This is a genomic window from Microbulbifer hainanensis (assembly GCF_014904735.1).
Classification (GTDB): domain Bacteria; phylum Pseudomonadota; class Gammaproteobacteria; order Pseudomonadales; family Cellvibrionaceae; genus Microbulbifer; species Microbulbifer hainanensis.
In genome coordinates, this window is the sequence record NZ_JACZCR010000047.1 from 1 (window position 1) to 16656 (window position 16656).

Below are 16656 nucleotides of genomic sequence, written 5' to 3' on the forward strand. Positions count from 1 at the left end.
TCACCGTCCCCGGCGACCCTTGAAGTGGCGCGCATTATAACGCTCCACCTCCTCCCTTCAAGCACTTTCTCAACATTTTTTTGAGCGTTACCAGAAGGAAAAATCCAGAACCATTTCTGAGCCTGGCAGCCTCGCGAAACCAAGCCCGCGGAGCAAAAAAAACACCCTCTCGAAAGAGGGCGTTTCTATATGGCGGTGAGAGAGGGATTCGAACCCTCGATGAGTGTTAACCCATACGCCCTTAGCAGGGGCGCGCCTTCAGCCACTCGGCCATCTCACCTGGAATCTTTTGCCCAAACCTAAATGGTTTACCGGGCGACCTCAATATGAGGCTCTTTTCTCTGCGACCAACGACTTGCGGTGACCGCTGAAAGTGGACGGCATCATACCAACGGCGAGGCAAAAATCAATGGGGAATCAATAACTTTTTGAGGATTGAGTGTGGGCAGAACACTAATTGAACAGCCTGTGTGCAATGCGCCCCGGAGGCCCCCTTCGGGTAGCCCTATTGGACTGGGCGCCAATAAAAAAGGCCGGAGATTCCGGCCCTTTTGCTACGCGTGCAGCGACTACTCGCTATCGCCTTCCTCGGAAGACTGCTTCTCGCGCTGGATGCGCTGGTAGATCTCCTCGCGATGCACGGCGACTTCTTTGGGTGCATTTACACCGATGCGCACCTGATTACCCTTTACGCCCAGTACAGTAACGGTGACGTTGTCACCTACCATCAGCGTCTCGCCAATCCGGCGGGTTAAAATCAGCATTACCTACTTCTCCTTGATCATCCTGTGATAGTGCGCAGCGGGAAGTTCCCTGAGGCTGCGCATCTGGTCATCATAACCGGATGGCGGCGTAAATGGTCGAAATTCGCCAATCACACTATTCATTATTGACCAGTCGATCAAAATCTCAACAGGTCGGACTCTACGCCAAATGACCGAATCGCTATGGAAAGCTCACGGCCGCCTTCACTCTGGTTATAGTTTTGGCGCCTGTATTCAGCTCGCTTCACGCGGCTCAGACAGCTCAAACTCACTGTGTAGTGCTCGCACAGCCAGCTCCAGGTACCGCTCGTCGATGATCACCGAGATCTTGATCTCAGACGTGGTAATCATCTGAATGTTGATATTGTCTTCCCCCAGGGCGCTGAACATACGGCTGGCCACATTGGCGTGGGAGCGCATACCAACGCCGACAATCGATACCTTGGCGATTCGGTCATCGGCAACCACTTCCCGGGCGCCCAGTTCCCTGGCTACCCGCTCCAGTACCTCGCGGGCCTTGGAGAGGTCATTCCTGTGCACCGTAAAGGTGAAATCGGTAGTGCCGTCGACCGCACTGATGTTCTGCACGATCACATCGACTTCGATATTCTCGGCACCTACCGGCGCCAGAATTCGGCAGGCTACGCCGGGGGTATCCGGCACTCCGCGAATCGTCAGTTTGGCTTCATCGCGGTTAAAGGCAATCCCGGAAACGACGGGCTGTTCCATTTCGTTGTCTTCCTCATCCAAACTGATCAGAGTGCCCTCCCCCTCCTCAAAGGTAGAGAGTACACGCAGGGGCACCTTGTATTTGCCAGCAAATTCAACCGCGCGGATCTGCAATACCTTGGAGCCCAGGCTGGCCATTTCCAGCATTTCTTCGAAAGTAATGCGATCCAGACGGCGGGCGCTGTCCACCACGCGCGGATCGGTGGTGTAAACGCCGTCGACGTCGGTATAGATCTGGCATTCGGTCGCATCCAGTGCCGCGGCGAGCGCGACACCGGTAGTATCGGAGCCCCCGCGGCCAAGGGTGGTGATATTGCCGTCCTCATCGACCCCCTGGAATCCGGCCACGACGACCACGCGGCCCGCATCCAGGTCCCGGCGCATGCGCTCGACATCGATGCGCTGGATACGCGCCTTGGTGTGAGCCGTGTCGGTAAGAATCTTCACCTGTCCACCGGTGTAGGAGCAGGCGTCATAACCGCGCTTTTTCAGCGCCATACTGAGCAGCGCGATAGTGACCTGTTCACCAGTGGATACCAGAACATCCAGCTCCCGCGGATCGGGCTTTTCCTGGACCTGGAATGCGAGATCGAGCAGGCGGTTGGTCTCGCCGCTCATCGCGGACAGCACCACCACCATTTCGTGTCCCTGGGCGCGGAATGCCGCGACTTTGTCGGCCACCGCCTCGATGCGCTCAATGGAGCCCACCGAGGTGCCGCCGTATTTCTGCACGAACAAACTCATTGGTTTCTGTGTTTCCTTACTACTCCCCCACTAAACGCTAGTCGGGCTCGCTCTGTCATGCGCTTGTAGTACCAATTCGCGCAAGTCGCGCACTAAATCACCAAAATTCAGTGAAATCAACTTGCCGAATGGCAACATCTGCCAATTTGGCCGAAATTAACTAGTTAAGCTGACTCTGTATCCATTCCGGCACTTCGGAAAGCATGGCAGGCAGGGCCGACACGTCGGTGCCACCGCCCTGAGCCATATCCGGGCGGCCGCCGCCCTTGCCGCCGAGCTTGCCCGCCGCAAAGCGCATCAGATCACCGGCGGCCACCTGTTTAGTCAGGTCTTTGGTCACCGCCGCGACCAGGGCGACCTTGTCCTCTCCGGGCGCCGCCAGCAGCACGACACCGCTACCGAGCTTGTTCTTCATCTGGTCGGCCAGGTCCCGCAGAGACTTGGGATCCGCGCCGTCGATAGATGCCGCGAGCACTTTCATGCCCGCCACTTCCACCGCCTGGCTGGTCAGGTCGCCGCCGGTGCCACTGGCCAGTTTCGTCTTCAGCTGTGCCAGCTCTTTTTCCAGCTTGCGGTTGTTGGCGAGCAACTGCTCCACCTTGTCCGCCAGCATATCGGGGCGCGTCTTGAGCAGCGTTGCAGCGTGCTCGAGGCGCTGCTGTGCCTGATCGAACAGCGCCAGCGCATGGGCACCGGTAACAGCTTCGATGCGGCGCTGGCCGGAGGCGATACCGCTCTCACCGACAATCCGCAACAGGCCGATATCACCGGTGCGCTGCACGTGGGTGCCGCCACACAGCTCTACCGAGAAGGCGCTGCCATCGTCTATCTGGCCCATGGACAGGACGCGGACGGTATCGCCGTATTTCTCGCCAAACAGTGCCATGGCACCCTTCTGTTTGGCGCTCTCGATATCGGTCTCCTCGGTATGCACCGGTGAATTGGCACGAATCTGCCCATTCACCAGGGACTCGATTGCGTGCAGCTGTTTGGCAGTCACCGCTTCCGGATGGGAAAAGTCGAAGCGCAGGCGCTCGGAATCCACCAGCGAGCCCTTCTGGGTCACGTGTTCACCGAGGACTTTGCGCAGCGCGGCGTGCAGCAGGTGCGTGGCAGAGTGATTCAGCGCCGTTGCCTGGCGGACGTCGGCGGAAACCTGCGCCTCCACTTTGTCGCCCACGGCAATGGCACCCTGCAACATTTTGCCGGTATGCAGGTGATGTGCGCCCTGCTTGGTGCAGTCGCCCACTTCGAAACGGCCAGCGTCGCAGCTCAGGTAACCGCTGTCGCCCACCTGGCCACCGGATTCCGCGTAGAACGGCGTGCGGTCCAGGACGACAACGCCCTCGTCCCCTTCCTCCAGGCGCTCGGCCTGCTCGCCGTCGCGCAGAATGGCAACGACGGTACCCTCGGCGCGAGTCGCGTCGTAGCCGAGAAATTCTGTGGCGCCCTCCAGGTCCAGCGCCCCGGTGTAATCCAGCTTGAATTTACCGGCGGCGCGGGCGCGCTCGCGCTGCGCTTCCATCGCCTCTTCGTAGCCGGCCATATCCAGCGTCAGGTTGCGCTCGCGGGCGATATCCTGTGTCAGGTCGACCGGGAATCCGTAGGTGTCGTACAGGGTGAACACCAGCTCACCGGGAATTTCCGAGCCCTTCAGGGAAGCCAGGCCGTCTTCCAGCAGCGCCATACCCTTATCCAGGGTTTTGGCAAACTGCTCTTCTTCCTTGCGCAGGGCATTTTCGATAATTTCGCGCTTCTCGCGCAGTTCCGGATAGGCGTCGCCCATCTGCTCGGCCAGCGCCGCCACCAGTTTGTAGAAGAAGATATCCTCGTGGCCCAGTTTGTGGCCGTGGCGCACCGCGCGGCGGATGATACGGCGCAGCACATAGCCGCGCCCCTCATTGGAGGGCATGACGCCGTCGGCGATCAGGAAGGCACAGGAGCGGATATGGTCGGCGATCACGCGCAGGGATTTCTCTTCCAGGTCGTCGCAGCCGACGATCTCGCCCGCCGCCTTCAGGAGCGCCTGGAACAGGTCGATCTCATAGTTGGAGTGGACGCCCTGCATCACCGCGGCAATGCGCTCGAGCCCCATACCGGTGTCCACCGATGGCTTCGGCAGCGGGTGCAACTCGCCGTCGGCAGTGCGCTCATACTGCATGAACACCAGGTTCCAGATCTCGATATAGCGATCGAGATCATCGTTATCGGAACCGGGGGGACCACCGGGCACATCTTCGCCGTGATCGTAGAAAATCTCGGAACTGGGACCACAGGGACCGGTATCCCCCATCTGCCAGAAGTTGTCTTCGTCGAGGCGCGAGAAACGCTCGGCACTGACGCCGACCTCTTTCAGCCAGATATCCGCGGCTTCATCGTCACTGATGTGCACCGTTACCCACAGGCGCTCTTGGGGCAATCCCAGCACCTGGGTCAGGAAGGTCCAGGCGAACTGGATGGCCTCGCGCTTGAAGTAGTCGCCGAAACTGAAGTTGCCCAGCATTTCGAAAAAGGTGTGGTGACGGGCGGTATAGCCGACGTTTTCCAGATCGTTGTGCTTGCCACCCGCGCGTACGCAGCGCTGGGAACTCACGGCGCGATTGTAGGGACGCGGCTCCTGACCGAGGAAGGTGTCCTTGAACTGCACCATGCCGGCATTGGTAAACATCAGCGTCGGGTCATTGCCCGGCACGAGCGAACTCGAGGGCACCACCTGGTGGCCCTGTTCGGCAAAGTAATTCAGGAAGGCATCGCGAATCTCTGCACTTTTCATCCAGCGTAATTCCACTTCATTGGTCAAATTTAATCGTTCAGTTTTGCTCGGGGTAAGCCCCCAGCTGCCGCCCGCGGCGGGTCCCCTGACCGCGTGCAAAGCTGCGCTTTGTCAGTGCGCGGCCAGATCCTGCTCGCGCATCTCGCGCTGTGCCAACAGGTGTATATGCAGGTGAAAGACCGTCTGCCCCGCAGATCGGCCATTGTTCACGACCAGGCGATATCCCTCGAGCCCCAGCTTGCGCCCGAGCTCGGCGGCCACCCACATCAGGTGGCCCAGCAGCGGCTTGTCGTCGCCATTTGCTTCGGACAGGTTGGCCAGCGGTTTGCGCGGAATAATCAGCAGGTGGGTAGGGGCTTGTGGGGAGCGGTCCCTGATCACGATACACAGGTCGTCCTCATAGACTCTCGGAACCTCAATCTCCCCGGAAATGATCTGGCTGAACACGCTGGGCTCGGGCATAGGTGCTACTTTTCCAGCTTTTCCTCAGCGGTCAGCTGGCGCGCTTCGGACTCCAGCATCACCGGGATACCGTCGCGCACCGGATACGCCAGGCCGCTGGCTTTGCAGACCAGTTCCTGGGTTTCTTCACGATACTCGAGGGGCGCCTTGCTCACCGGGCACACCAACAGACTCAGTAACTTCTTATCCATGTCTACCCAACCTAGTTCTACCGCAGGTCAAAAATGACCGCGTATAGTACAACGGTTGTCCGGGTATTTCACGGTCTCTTGGGCGCCCGGGGCAGGCGAAAATGAACAGCAGGTCAACCAGTGGCCGCTGCGGGTAGTGGCAACTGTGCCTTCAGGTGCTGCAACAGCAGTTCGCGGGCCACCGGCCCCTCTTCAACCTCATTGAACAGCTCGTGGTAAGCGCCAGCGAAGGAATGCAACCGCTTGGCGTCGCTGCCCAGGTGATCGAACCAGGCACGGGTCGTCTCTGGATCCACCGCCAAGTCACCTTCTGGCAACAACACCAGGCAGGGTACGGTGATCTGCTCCAGCCGCGCACGCAGGAACTCCCGCTCACGCAGAAAGGCGACAAACCACTGCAGGGTCACCCGATTGTGGACAAGATCGTCGGCGCAATAGTCTGCGACTACCGCCGGATCGCGGCTCAACCAGTGCGGGTCTATGCGGTTCGGCAGGGACAGGCGCGGGGCCACTACTGCCAGTCGGTGTACCAGCCAGCGCTCCACAGCGCTTGGCTCTGCCCCCCCGCGAAAACCCGGTGCCGAGAGGATCAGACTTTCCATGCCCCCGAAGCGGATGGCACAACCGGCCGCGATGACCCCACCCATGCTGTGCCCGAGCAGGTGAATCTGGCGCCCCCCGTCGGCCCGGCGCTCGCCATCGAGGTCCCGCCGCACCAGTCGCAGGAAATGGTAGAGATCCTCACTGAAATGGGCGAAATCATCGATGTGCCCGCGCTTGCCCTCGGACAGGCCGTGGCCGAAATGATCCAGCGCGTAGACACTGAAGCCCGCTGCATTCAGGTAGCGGGCCAGTGCCCGGTAGCGGCCACTGTGTTCGCCGAGGCCGTGGGATATCACTACAACACCGAGCGCGCCCTCGACCCACCAGCGCCGGTAATGCAGGCGGTTTCCGCGTGAAACAAACTCCATGGCTCTCTCCTCATTATCTTGTCGTTATATTTATCGATATTATCCGCGTCGTTTGTTGTGGTTTTACTGCAGTATCGCTAGTCGTCACGCCCCTCTAGGGACTCATCGTACTCCCCCAGCATCGCCAGGTGATTCAGGTGCGCCCGCTGCAACAGCGCCTTCTGCGCCGCCGGGCCATTGGCCGACTCGCCCGCCCAGGCCGCCAGCGCCGGTTCCTGTAGCGCACGACCGAAGGAAAAGCTGAGCTGCCAGGGCGCCTGCCACAACTGATTCAGCGCATTCAGGTTAGCGGTGGCTTCCTCCGGACCCTGGCCGCCGGACAGGAAGTTGATGCTGGGCACCGCAGCTGGAACGGCACGGCGCAGGCAGCGCATTGTGTATTCCGCCACCTGCTCCGGCGGCGCCTTCGCGCAGGCCTTGCCGGGTGTGGCCATGCTGGGCTTCAGGATCATGAACTCCAACTGCACTCCGTGACGGTGCAAGGCATCGAAAACCTTCTGCCAGACGTGTTCGTTCACCTGGGCACTGCGTTCGATACTGTGGTCGCCATCGATCAACACTTCCGGCTCCACGATCGGCACCACGCCACAGGACTGGCATACCGCCGCGTAGCGAGCGAGCATTTCCGCGTTGGCCGTGAGGCCGAGAGGAGTGGGATTGGTGGGACTGACGGGATAGACTTCGCGCCACTTGGCGAAGCGCGCACCGAGTTCCCGGTAGCTATCGAGGCGCTCGGCCAGGCCGTCGAGTCCGTAGGTGATCATGTCGCCGGGTGCACCGGGCAGCGGTCCCTTACCCTTGTCGACCTTGATACCGGGAACGATACCCTGCGCCGCAGAGACCTTGGGCAGTGGAGTGCCGCTGTCGTCGGTTTGCCCGAGAGTCTCCTCAAACAGGATGACGCCACTGACATAGTCGCCCAGCCCTTCCGTCGACAACAGCGCCGAGCGGTAAAAGCGGCGGTTTTCCTCCGTTGATTCCACGCCGATGGTGTCGAATCGCTTGGCGATGGTTCCACTGCTCTCGTCCGCGGCGAGAATGCCGCGGCGCCCATCGACCATATCGGCAATGGTGGCTTGCAAGTCTTCACTGACACTCATATTCAACTCCTCCAAATCAAATCCTGATCTGAGGATAGGCCCAAAGTCTTAGAAGGCGCGGCAAGCGGCGACCGCTTTTTGCCAGCCGGCAATCAGGTCATCCCGCCGCGCCAGTGACATCTGCGGCACGAAGTCCCGCTCAATTTCCTGCAGGCACCGCGGCAACTTGTCGGCGCTCCAGAGGCCGGCACCGATTCCCGCCAGCAGCGCCGCACCCACGGCGGTCGACTCGACCTGGCGCGGGCGCTCGACCCGCACGCGGGAAATATCTGCCTGAAACTGCATCAGGAAATTGTTGGCGCTCGCACCGCCGTCGACACGGATATGGCTGATTTCAACATCCAGCGCCTGCCCCATCAGCTGCACCAGCTCGTCGCTCTGGTAGGCAATGGACTCCAGCGTTGCGCGCACCAATTCCGCCTTGCCGGCCCCGCGGGTCAGGCCGCAGATGGTACCGCGCGCATGCGGATCCCAGTGGGGCGCGCCCAGGCCACTGAAGGCCGGGACCAGGTAGACACCTCGGGTATCCGGAATGCTGTGAGCAATGGTTTCACTGTCCGCCGCCTGCTGAATGAGGCCCAGGTCGTCGCGCAACCACTGCACGGCGGAGCCCCCATTGAACACCGCGCCCTCGATGGCGTAAACCGGCCCACCATCCGCTCCGCAAGCGATGGTGGTGAGCAGTCCCGGTGGTGCTTCCGGACGTTCCGCACCGGCACAGGCCAGCATGAAGCAGCCAGTACCGTAGGTATTCTTGACGTGACCAGGCCGGGTACATCCCTGCCCGAACAGGGCGGCCTGCTGATCGCCAGCCACGCCGCAGATGGCAGCCCCGGCGCCGAGGAATGCCTCGGGATCCGTTGTGGCGAAATGTCCCGCGGAGGGCAGGATTTTCGGCAGTACCGCCTCCGGGATATGGAACAGCGCCAGCAGTTCCGGATCCCAGGTCCTCGCCTCTATGTTATAGAGGAGCGTGCGGCTCGCGTTGGTGTGATCGGTCATGTGCGCGCAGCCACCGCTCATCTTCCAGATCAGCCAGCTGTCGATGGTGCCGAAACAGAGTTCGCCGGCTTCCGCGCGGGCGAGCAGTTCTGGCTGCTGGCGAAACAGCCACTGCAGCTTGCTGGCAGAAAAGTAGGCGTCCAGCACCAGTCCGGTCTTCTCCAGCAACCAGTCGGCTTTGCCGGCCCGCTGCAGCTCTGCACAGATATCTGCGGAGCGGCGGCATTGCCAGACAATGGCCGGATAGACCGGCTCTCCGGTCTGCCGGTCCCACAGTACCGTGGTTTCGCGCTGGTTGGTAATGCCAATAGCCGTCAGGTCAGCGGCAGCAATTTCGGCGCGCTCCAGCGCCGCGGCGCAGACACGCAGGGTGACATCCCAGATTTCACTGGCGTCGTGCTCGACCCAGCCAGGATGCGGGTAATATTGGGGGAATTCGGAATAGCTGCGGCCGCGCAATGCGCCGCTGGAATCAAAGACAAAGGCAGTGGTGCCGGTGGTGCCCTGATCGATAGACAAGATCATGGAAGCTGCTCGCGCTTATTATTCTCAACCTCTTCATCTCGCAGAAGCGACCTTTAGTCACTCCTGCCGGTCAGAGTATAAGTCGGATTCTCCCGCGTCCAGCACCCGATGGACACGCCGGCGGAAAATCTGCGATTCGCAATTTCTTGCCGCCGGCGCGCGCCCCGAAGTCAGTGGGTGGTACCGGCGATGGCGTCAATCTCTTCCATTTCTTCGCCGCCGGCAATCAGCTCGTCGCAGATCCCCTTGAGCCCCTCGGTCAGCATGGACAGGGCCATGTGCGGACTGCCGGGATGGCGCGCAGCCTGTTCCGGCAGATAGGGAATATGGACGAAGCCGACCCGCGGCGGCCGGGGCAGCTGTTCGGCCAGGTGGCTGGCGCCGTAAAAAAGGTGATTGCAGACGAAAGTGCCCGCCGTGTAGGACAGCTCCGCCGGGATACCGCTGTCCTGCAGCCTGGCTGTCAGGCGCTTGAGTGGCAGGCCACTGAAATAGGCGGTGGGGCCACCGGGCACGACCGGGGTGCCGCGCGGCTGGCCACCGGCGTTATCCGGGATGCGCGCCTCGTTGAGATTGATGGCGACCTTTTCCAGGCTTATCGCGGCGCGCCCGCCGGCCTGCCCGACGGCCAGAATGACATCCGGCCCCACTTCCCTGACACGACTGCCTAGCTGCTCTAGGCACAGATCGAAGACGCAGGGCAACTGCAGAGCCTCGACCCTACCCCGATAACCGTGCAGGGTTTTGACCGCCTCCCAGGAAGGGTTAATGGGTTCGCCACCGAAGGGTTCGAAACCCGTGAGCAGTATCTTCATAGCAGCCACCAGAGCAGAGCGATATTCGCCACAAGAACCATCAGCGCCGTGGGTATCTGCGCCTTGATCACGGCATTCCTGTCGTGCAATTCCAGCAGCGCCGCCGGCACGACATTGAAATTGGCGGCCATGGGCGTTATCAGCGTCCCACAATAACCGCAGAACATGCCAATGGCGGCCATGACCGCGATGTTGCTGTGGTATTCCTCAACCAGGAAGGGAATACCGATGCCCGCGGTAATCACCGGGAAAGCGGCAAAGGCATTGCCCATAATCACGGTAAACAGCGCCATGCCCAGGGCGAAGGCCACGATGGCCCATAAGCGCTGACCTTCCGGCAGTATCTGCCCGACAATATCGGCCACCGCGTCGCCGACACCCGCCTGCGCAAACAGGATACCCAGTGTCGCCAACATCTGCGGCAGCAACATCGCCCAGCCAATGGAATCCATCAGGCGGGCACTTTCGCGCAGCCCCTGCACCGGGGCTTCCCGCGTATACCGACAGGCGAGCACAAAGGCGAGCACACAGGCGATACCGAGGCTCACCAGGGTGGATTTGGCGGGATCCACCAGCGTCAATCCGTGCTTGGCCAGGAAGGGGAAGCCCAGGGCCCCGACCAGGGTAAATCCGGGTATCGCCAGGGACGGCCAGAACAGCTTGATACCGAGCCTCTCGGCGCCATCGCGGGCGCGCTGTTTATCCGGCTTGGCGGTCGGCTTGGCCGCGACCAGGTTGAATCCACCCAGCGCGCACATAGCCAGCACCAGTACACCACTGACGACCGGGGGCAACCAGCTACCGACCAGGAACAGGATTCCGAACAGCCCCCAGAAGAGCGCCGATGGCCAGCGCCTGGGATTAGTCCGGTCGAGCGCTGAAAGCAGCGCATTGGCCAACAGCAACAGGCCGGCAACGACGTAAAAGAACTCAATTGTTAGCATGGGTCGCCTCCGCCGCAGCCTGATCGACCGCTGCGCGCGCGCGGGCCAGCTGGCGATCCAGGTACAGCACCCGGGCACCGTGAATGACCAGCGCACAGAGGGCGGTGGGAATACCCCACAGGGCGATGTGCATCGGCTCCACTTCATAGCCCCGCTCGCTGAGGAAACTGTACATCAGCATTACCGCGCCGAAAGCCACAAAAATATCCTCACCGAAAAAGAGGCCCACATTGTCGGTGGCCGCCGCCATCGCGCGCAGGCGCTGACATTCATCATCGGTGAGCGGCCCCAGCGCGCGGCCAGCCGAACCCTCGGCCATGGGGGCGAGCAGCGGTCGCACCATCTGCGGGTGGCCACCCAGGCTGGTCAGCCCCAGGGCGGCGCTGAGCTCGCGCAGCAGTAAGTACAGGGCCAGCAGGCGCCCGGCGGAAATACGTTTGAAACCGGCGATCCAGTTTGCCGCCTGCTCGCGCAGGCCGTTGCGCTCCAGCAGCCCGACCACCGCCAGCGGCAGCACCAGGATCAACGACAGGGTGCGGGTATGGTTGAAGCCCTCGCCGAGAGCCTCGAGGATTTTGGTAATGGGTAGCGCATCGGCCAGCCCGGTGATTACGCCGGCCAGCGTCACCACCAACAGCGGATTAAAGCGAAAAGCAAAGCCGACAATAACGACCAGTACCCCGATCAGGGGCAAGTAGGAAACAGTATCCATAGGGGAGTCCTGTCTTTTTTGAGTTTTGGAGCTCCGTGATATTCCAGCTGGGCCCGCAATCAGACACTCCCCCCTGGAATGTACAGCCCCGAAAGGATGGCTGCAGCGCCATTATGGCGGAATTGATTCAGCTCCGCTAACCGGGAACTGCGGCCCACCGGCCAGTTCTGCCACAGGGAAAGAACACTGCGCAACCGACCGGCGACGCTGAATCGGGATGGGAGGATGTGGGCAGGGAGGGAAAGGTTATGCCAGACCGGCGCTCACGGGGAGCCGCCGTCCTCAAATGCATCTGCCGCGTCCAGCGCCCAGTGAATGGCATCGCTGGAAAATCCGCGATAGGCGAGGTAACGACTGCGCCGCGCGCGCTCTTTCAGCTGCTGTTCGCGGGGCAGCGCGTCGCTGACAGCTCCGCGGAATTTGCGCTGCAGTAACTCGGCAGCCAGCGCAAACCAGTCGGTGTCCGCCTGCTCCAGCGCGCTGGCGATAAGGTCACTGCCGATGCCGCGCTGCTGCAGCTCGCGGCGAATGCGCAGCGGCCCCTGGCCGCGCTGCACCCGTGAGCGGGCAAAGACTTCGGCAAAGCGCTGGTCGGACTGGTAGTTGAGTTCCTGCAGGCGCGTGAAAAGCGCGTCGAAGTCGGCACCGGGGAATTTGTCCGCGAGCTTCTGCCTCAGTTCGAGACGCGAATGCTCGCGGCGGGAGAGCAGCTCAAGCGCCGCACCGAAGAGCGCCTGAGCTGGATCCTGCTCGGAAAACACTTAGTCTTCCGGGGTCTCTGCAACCTCTTCGGGCTTGGCGGGCACCAGGTCACCCAGCAGCTGGGCGCGCAGCAGGCCTTCGATTTCGTCGCGGATATCCTGGTTCTCCTTCAGGAATTTGACCGCGTTGGCCTTGCCCTGGCCGATCTTGTCGCCCTTGTAGCTGTACCAGGCACCGGCCTTGTCCACCAGACCCAGCTTGACGCCGTAGTCGACGATCTCACCCAGAAGGTTGATACCCTGGCCGTACATGATCTGGAACTCGGTCTGCTTGAACGGCGGGGCCACCTTGTTCTTGACGACTTTCACGCGGGTCTCGTTGCCCACCACTTCATCGCCCTCTTTCACCGAACCGATACGGCGGATATCCAGGCGTACGGAGGAGTAGAACTTCAGCGCGTTACCGCCGGTGGTGGTTTCCGGGGAGCCGAACATCACGCCGATCTTCATGCGGATCTGGTTAATAAACACACACAGGGTATTGGTGTTCTTGATGTTACCGGTCAGCTTGCGCAGAGCCTGGGACATCAAACGCGCCTGCAGGCCCACGTGGGAATCGCCCATCTCGCCCTCGATCTCGGCGCGCGGGGTCAGGGCCGCTACCGAGTCGACGACCAGCACGTCTACCGCGCCGGAGCGCACCAGCATATCGGCCACTTCCAGCGCCTGCTCACCTGTATCCGGCTGGGAGACGATCAGCTCGTCGACATTCACACCCAGCTTCTCGGCGTAGATCGGGTCCAGCGCGTGTTCGGCGTCGACAAACGCACAGGTGCCGCCCTTGCGCTGGGCTTCGGCAATCACCTGCAGGGTCAGGGTGGTTTTACCGGAAGATTCCGGACCGTAAATTTCAACGATACGGCCGCGGGGCAGACCGCCAATGCCTAGGGCCACATCCAGGCCGAGGGAACCGGTGGAGATGGCGGGAATCTGCTCGCGCTCCTTGTCCCCCATGCGCATAACCGTACCTTTGCCGAACTGGCGTTCGATCTGTGACAGCGCCGCCTGCAGTGCCTTGTCTTTGTTGGAATCCATGACCCTTCCCGTGTGTTTAAGCATTGTTGATTGGGGGCAAGCTTATCGAAGGATTACTGTATAAGCAACCAGTGATTGGAGATGGTGAGAAAGCGCCCGCTAACGACGCAGCGGTCGCTTTGGGGAAACTGCGGGCTACCCCCTATTCCGGATGCTCCCGCACCAATTCCAATACCCCGCGCAGTGCCTCGGCGACCGTCTGGGCCTGCACCGCCGCGCGATCGCCACTGAAACGGAAGCACTGGGCATCGATATACACGGGCTCTTGCCCCACCGAGTGCGCCCAGGCAATCCAGACGGTGCCCACCGGTTTCTCCGCGGTGCCACCGTCCGGGCCGGCGATACCGCTGACCGCCACCGCTACCTGTGCGTCCATCAACGCCAGCACTCCGCTGGCCATCTGCCGCACCACCGGCTCGCTGACCGCACCGAAGGTCTCCAGGTCGTCCCCGTCCACCGTCAACAAATCGCGTTTGATGCGATTGGCATAGCTGACCACGGAACCCTCGAACCAGTTCGAGGCTCCCGCTACGGCGGTGATCGCTGCGGCGATGCCGCCACCGGTGCAGGACTCAGCCGCGGTACAGAACCATTTCCGCTTGTGCAGTTCCTCTCCGAGCGACTCCGCCAGCGCCGAGATATGCAGCTCCTCAGCCATTTACCTGCCTCCTTTGAAACACCTGTATGAACGGCTTCAATCAGGTTCCACATCTGGACATACCGGGCTGCCTGGAGCCGATAACACTCAGCTAAAACGAATAATGTTCGCAGACCAAGGGCTTCCAGCAGTTTGTCGACACCATGCTCAGCCTGGATATGTCGCCGCTACTGGCACTGCTGAGTTCGGTCAGTGTGATTGCCGGCATCATCGGCTCCTCTTCGGGCTGCCAGAAGATCATGCGACAGTCCTACCCACGCCTGGGTATCCAGACCGATGCGCTGCATCGGGTGGCAGCGATGGCTTCCGGTGGCCCGGATTCACTGCCGCATTCTAATGGAGTAATCGCCGTCCTGGCCATCATGGGTTCGAAACATAACGAGTCCTAAAAGGACATCTTCATCATGTCGGCACTCATCTCAATCATCGCCGCTCGGGTCGACATCGCAATGGCCGCAGCTTTCTATCTTAAGCGGCCATGTGGCCGGTTACGCGACACAGTAGCAGTGCTGCGCGTGGTCACGTGACCGGCCCCACTCAATCAAGCAACGGCAGGGGTTCGAATCCCCGGCAAAGCACATCGACCATCTCGTCGTAACTTTTCTTGTAATTCTCTGCCGACGCCTGCTCATCCGGTAATGCCAGCCACCGTTGCACGACATCGATTCGCAGCCAGTCGTACATATCGCAGACCAACTCTGCGGAAATATCAGTGCGGATAACGCCTTGGGATTGGGCCTTAATCACCCGCTCCATTCGCGGTTTCCGGTAGGTCGCGGGGAATAGCAGATTCTTCCCGGTCGGGGCCGCCCCGGAAAAATAAACGGAGGAAAACAGGTCCGTGTGATACATGATCATCTGTAATATGCGGCGGTGCTTGATGATCCAGTCCTGAATCTCTTCTATGTTCGGCGGCACTATTGCCGACCTCAGGTTTAGTTCCGGCTCGCTCTCAAAGCTCCAGGCATTGATCTCCCGCAACAAACTCAGCAGCAGCTCTTCGAGCAAGTAAGCCTTACTGGGGAAATAATTGAAAAAAGTCTTTTGACTGATTTCCGCCCTGGCAACGATTTCGTCAACCATCACCTCTTCGTAAGGCAACTCTGAAAACAGTTGTTCGGCTATCTCCAGCAATCGTATCCGGGTCTGCTGTTTCTTGCGCTCGCGTAAACTCATTGTCCCAACCTAAAAAATAGATGATCCAAGGCCCTTGATGATTCGGCCACTTCGCAAAACTGACAGCATGTGCAACCGTCAGTCACCTTCCGCGAGAGCCTGTCCAATGGAGGGGTAACAAAGCGGCTGCCATGGTCGTTGAAAGCTGCGTGACGAGCCATCGTTCAACAGATGCCACCACAATACTACAGTAGCTGTAACATTTGGACTGGCATATTTTACAGCAGCTGCATTTTTTGTGCTCCGTACCGCCTCGGATTCCAGTTTATTGCAGCGCCCGATCACCCTGCAGCGAACGAGCGGGGCAACGACAAACCGGGGAGTGTCACTAATGGGCAGCCGACTAACGGTTCGGTACCATCCATCAAAATTCGGTACTTACTCAGCAATCAGGAAAGTGCGGTACGCCGGTTGAATAGCAATGGATGGGCTAGTAGCCGGCAAAGTGAAGTAAACAGCAAGGAACACCAACCTTCGACGCGGATAAACAAGATAAGAAGAGGACGATGATGAACGTATAAGCTTACCTGAAACAGGTCCGCGAACTATGCCTGCTGACCGCACAGAGCTCCCCTCCAAACCGCTCTATCCGCACGGAGAAAAGCCGGTTATCAAATACCCAGCGGAATGGGCCAAGAGAAACCGGGACAAGCCGCTCACCCACTGCTACGGTTATGATCTCGCCTCGGGGGGAACTGTATTGGCTCAGCACTCTTTCCGCCAATGGGTTCTTCGTGGAAATGGAGAAACGTAACGCCAAGGATGGCACTACATTATGCGAGTCAATGCGACTTCAATCGCAGTTCCTGTCCGCTGTTTTGTGTCCCTTGACCAGCACATCAGTCAACAATATTTTTCGATGCTACTTATCCCACGCCGCTGCCAAGCGACCGGCCAAATCGATATCTTGCCCCTTACCAATGAAGCCTGATCCTCAGTGGCAAAGTGTCGTCTGGTAGCCCACACATTTCCTCATAGGGCGTCTGCTGCTCGAGCCAGACCTCGCCTAACTCCTGCGTCAGAAAATGGTCATGGATTTCTTCCAGGCAGTGAAACTTGCGTGGCCGACGCTTACGATCGGTGAGGAGATGAGATCCTTCCTCATCGATTGTCTCGACGAGATAAATATGTCCCTCCAGGGAGAGTATCTGTAGGTTCACGTTCCCTCCTTCGGCACTCGCGGCGCACGCCTTTGCGATGACATACTTTCAGCATAAGGTGGCGCCGAAACAACGGGAAATCTGCCGTCAGCCGAGAGTTCGCCACTCGGGTCTCAGCTCCACTGTACGACTTG

General features: G+C 60.2%; 17 protein-coding genes and 1 tRNA gene. 1 reads left to right on the top strand and 17 read right to left on the bottom strand.

The window, feature by feature from the left end; translation table 11 throughout:
* Positions 1 to 190: 190 nt before the first annotated feature.
* The 15 genes from IG168_RS17285 to IG168_RS17355 all read right to left on the bottom strand — a co-directional run bounded on the left by IG168_RS17285 (position 191) and on the right by IG168_RS17355 (position 14186).
* Positions 191 to 280, bottom strand: a tRNA-Ser gene (locus IG168_RS17285).
* 289 nt (positions 281 to 569) lie between these two features.
* The gene (csrA, locus tag IG168_RS17290; protein ID WP_193165853.1) at positions 570 to 764 is read right to left on the bottom strand and encodes a carbon storage regulator CsrA; all 195 of its coding nucleotides are present in this window, start codon (positions 762 to 764) and stop codon (positions 570 to 572) included.
* A gap of 234 nt (positions 765 to 998) precedes the next feature.
* On the bottom strand, positions 999 to 2237 hold the full coding sequence (locus IG168_RS17295) for an aspartate kinase (RefSeq protein WP_193165854.1): 1239 nt from the start codon (positions 2235 to 2237) through the stop codon (positions 999 to 1001).
* 160 nt (positions 2238 to 2397) lie between these two features.
* The gene (gene alaS / locus IG168_RS17300) at positions 2398 to 5010 is read right to left on the bottom strand and encodes an alanine--tRNA ligase (RefSeq protein ID WP_193165855.1); all 2613 of its coding nucleotides are present in this window, start codon (positions 5008 to 5010) and stop codon (positions 2398 to 2400) included.
* Between the two features lie 111 nt (positions 5011 to 5121).
* The gene (locus IG168_RS17305; protein WP_193165856.1) at positions 5122 to 5472 is read right to left on the bottom strand and encodes a histidine triad nucleotide-binding protein; all 351 of its coding nucleotides are present in this window, start codon (positions 5470 to 5472) and stop codon (positions 5122 to 5124) included.
* A gap of 5 nt (positions 5473 to 5477) precedes the next feature.
* Positions 5478 to 5663: a Trm112 family protein gene (locus IG168_RS17310; protein ID WP_193165857.1), complete on the bottom strand. Its 186-nt coding sequence runs from the start codon at positions 5661 to 5663 to the stop codon at positions 5478 to 5480.
* A 113-nt stretch (positions 5664 to 5776) separates the two neighbouring features.
* Positions 5777 to 6634, bottom strand: coding sequence for an alpha/beta hydrolase (locus IG168_RS17315; RefSeq protein ID WP_193165858.1), 858 nt, complete (start codon positions 6632 to 6634; stop codon positions 5777 to 5779).
* Positions 6635 to 6711: 77 nt separating this feature from the next.
* Complete coding sequence (locus IG168_RS17320) at positions 6712 to 7734, bottom strand: class I fructose-bisphosphate aldolase (protein ID WP_193165859.1); 1023 nt, start codon at positions 7732 to 7734, stop codon at positions 6712 to 6714.
* A gap of 48 nt (positions 7735 to 7782) precedes the next feature.
* Positions 7783 to 9261, bottom strand: a complete 1479-nt coding sequence (glpK, locus tag IG168_RS17325; protein ID WP_193165860.1) for a glycerol kinase GlpK — start codon at positions 9259 to 9261, stop codon at positions 7783 to 7785.
* Between the two features lie 170 nt (positions 9262 to 9431).
* On the bottom strand, positions 9432 to 10076 hold the full coding sequence (gene pcp / locus IG168_RS17330; RefSeq protein WP_193165861.1) for a pyroglutamyl-peptidase I: 645 nt from the start codon (positions 10074 to 10076) through the stop codon (positions 9432 to 9434).
* Positions 10073 to 11020: a DUF979 domain-containing protein gene (locus IG168_RS17335; protein ID WP_193165862.1), complete on the bottom strand. Its 948-nt coding sequence runs from the start codon at positions 11018 to 11020 to the stop codon at positions 10073 to 10075. Before IG168_RS17335 ends, pcp begins: the two co-directional genes overlap by 4 nt.
* A complete protein-coding gene (locus IG168_RS17340; RefSeq protein ID WP_193165863.1) occupies positions 11007 to 11732 on the bottom strand; it encodes a DUF969 domain-containing protein in 726 nt (241 codons plus the stop codon). Before IG168_RS17340 ends, IG168_RS17335 begins: the two co-directional genes overlap by 14 nt.
* 263 nt (positions 11733 to 11995) lie before the next feature.
* On the bottom strand, positions 11996 to 12493 hold the full coding sequence (locus tag IG168_RS17345; RefSeq protein WP_193165864.1) for a regulatory protein RecX: 498 nt from the start codon (positions 12491 to 12493) through the stop codon (positions 11996 to 11998).
* Positions 12494 to 13528, bottom strand: coding sequence for a recombinase RecA (gene recA, locus IG168_RS17350; protein ID WP_193165865.1), 1035 nt, complete (start codon positions 13526 to 13528; stop codon positions 12494 to 12496).
* A 142-nt stretch (positions 13529 to 13670) separates the two neighbouring features.
* Positions 13671 to 14186 carry a CinA family protein gene (locus IG168_RS17355; RefSeq protein ID WP_193165866.1) on the bottom strand — a complete coding sequence of 172 codons (516 nt, stop codon included), beginning with the start codon at positions 14184 to 14186 and terminating at the stop codon, positions 13671 to 13673.
* Positions 14187 to 14329: 143 nt separating this feature from the next.
* On the opposite strand from IG168_RS17355, the gene IG168_RS17360 reads away from it, so the two are divergent.
* Entirely contained in the window at positions 14330 to 14575 is a 246-nt protein-coding gene (locus tag IG168_RS17360; RefSeq protein WP_193165867.1) for a hypothetical protein, read from the top strand.
* 148 nt (positions 14576 to 14723) lie between these two features.
* Here the strand turns inward: IG168_RS17360 and IG168_RS17365 are convergent, their stop codons facing one another.
* Positions 14724 to 15362: a TetR/AcrR family transcriptional regulator gene (locus IG168_RS17365; protein WP_193165868.1), complete on the bottom strand. Its 639-nt coding sequence runs from the start codon at positions 15360 to 15362 to the stop codon at positions 14724 to 14726.
* A 914-nt stretch (positions 15363 to 16276) separates the two neighbouring features.
* Entirely contained in the window at positions 16277 to 16522 is a 246-nt protein-coding gene (locus tag IG168_RS21035; protein WP_404932008.1) for a DUF6482 family protein, read from the bottom strand.
* Positions 16523 to 16656 lie beyond the last annotated feature (134 nt).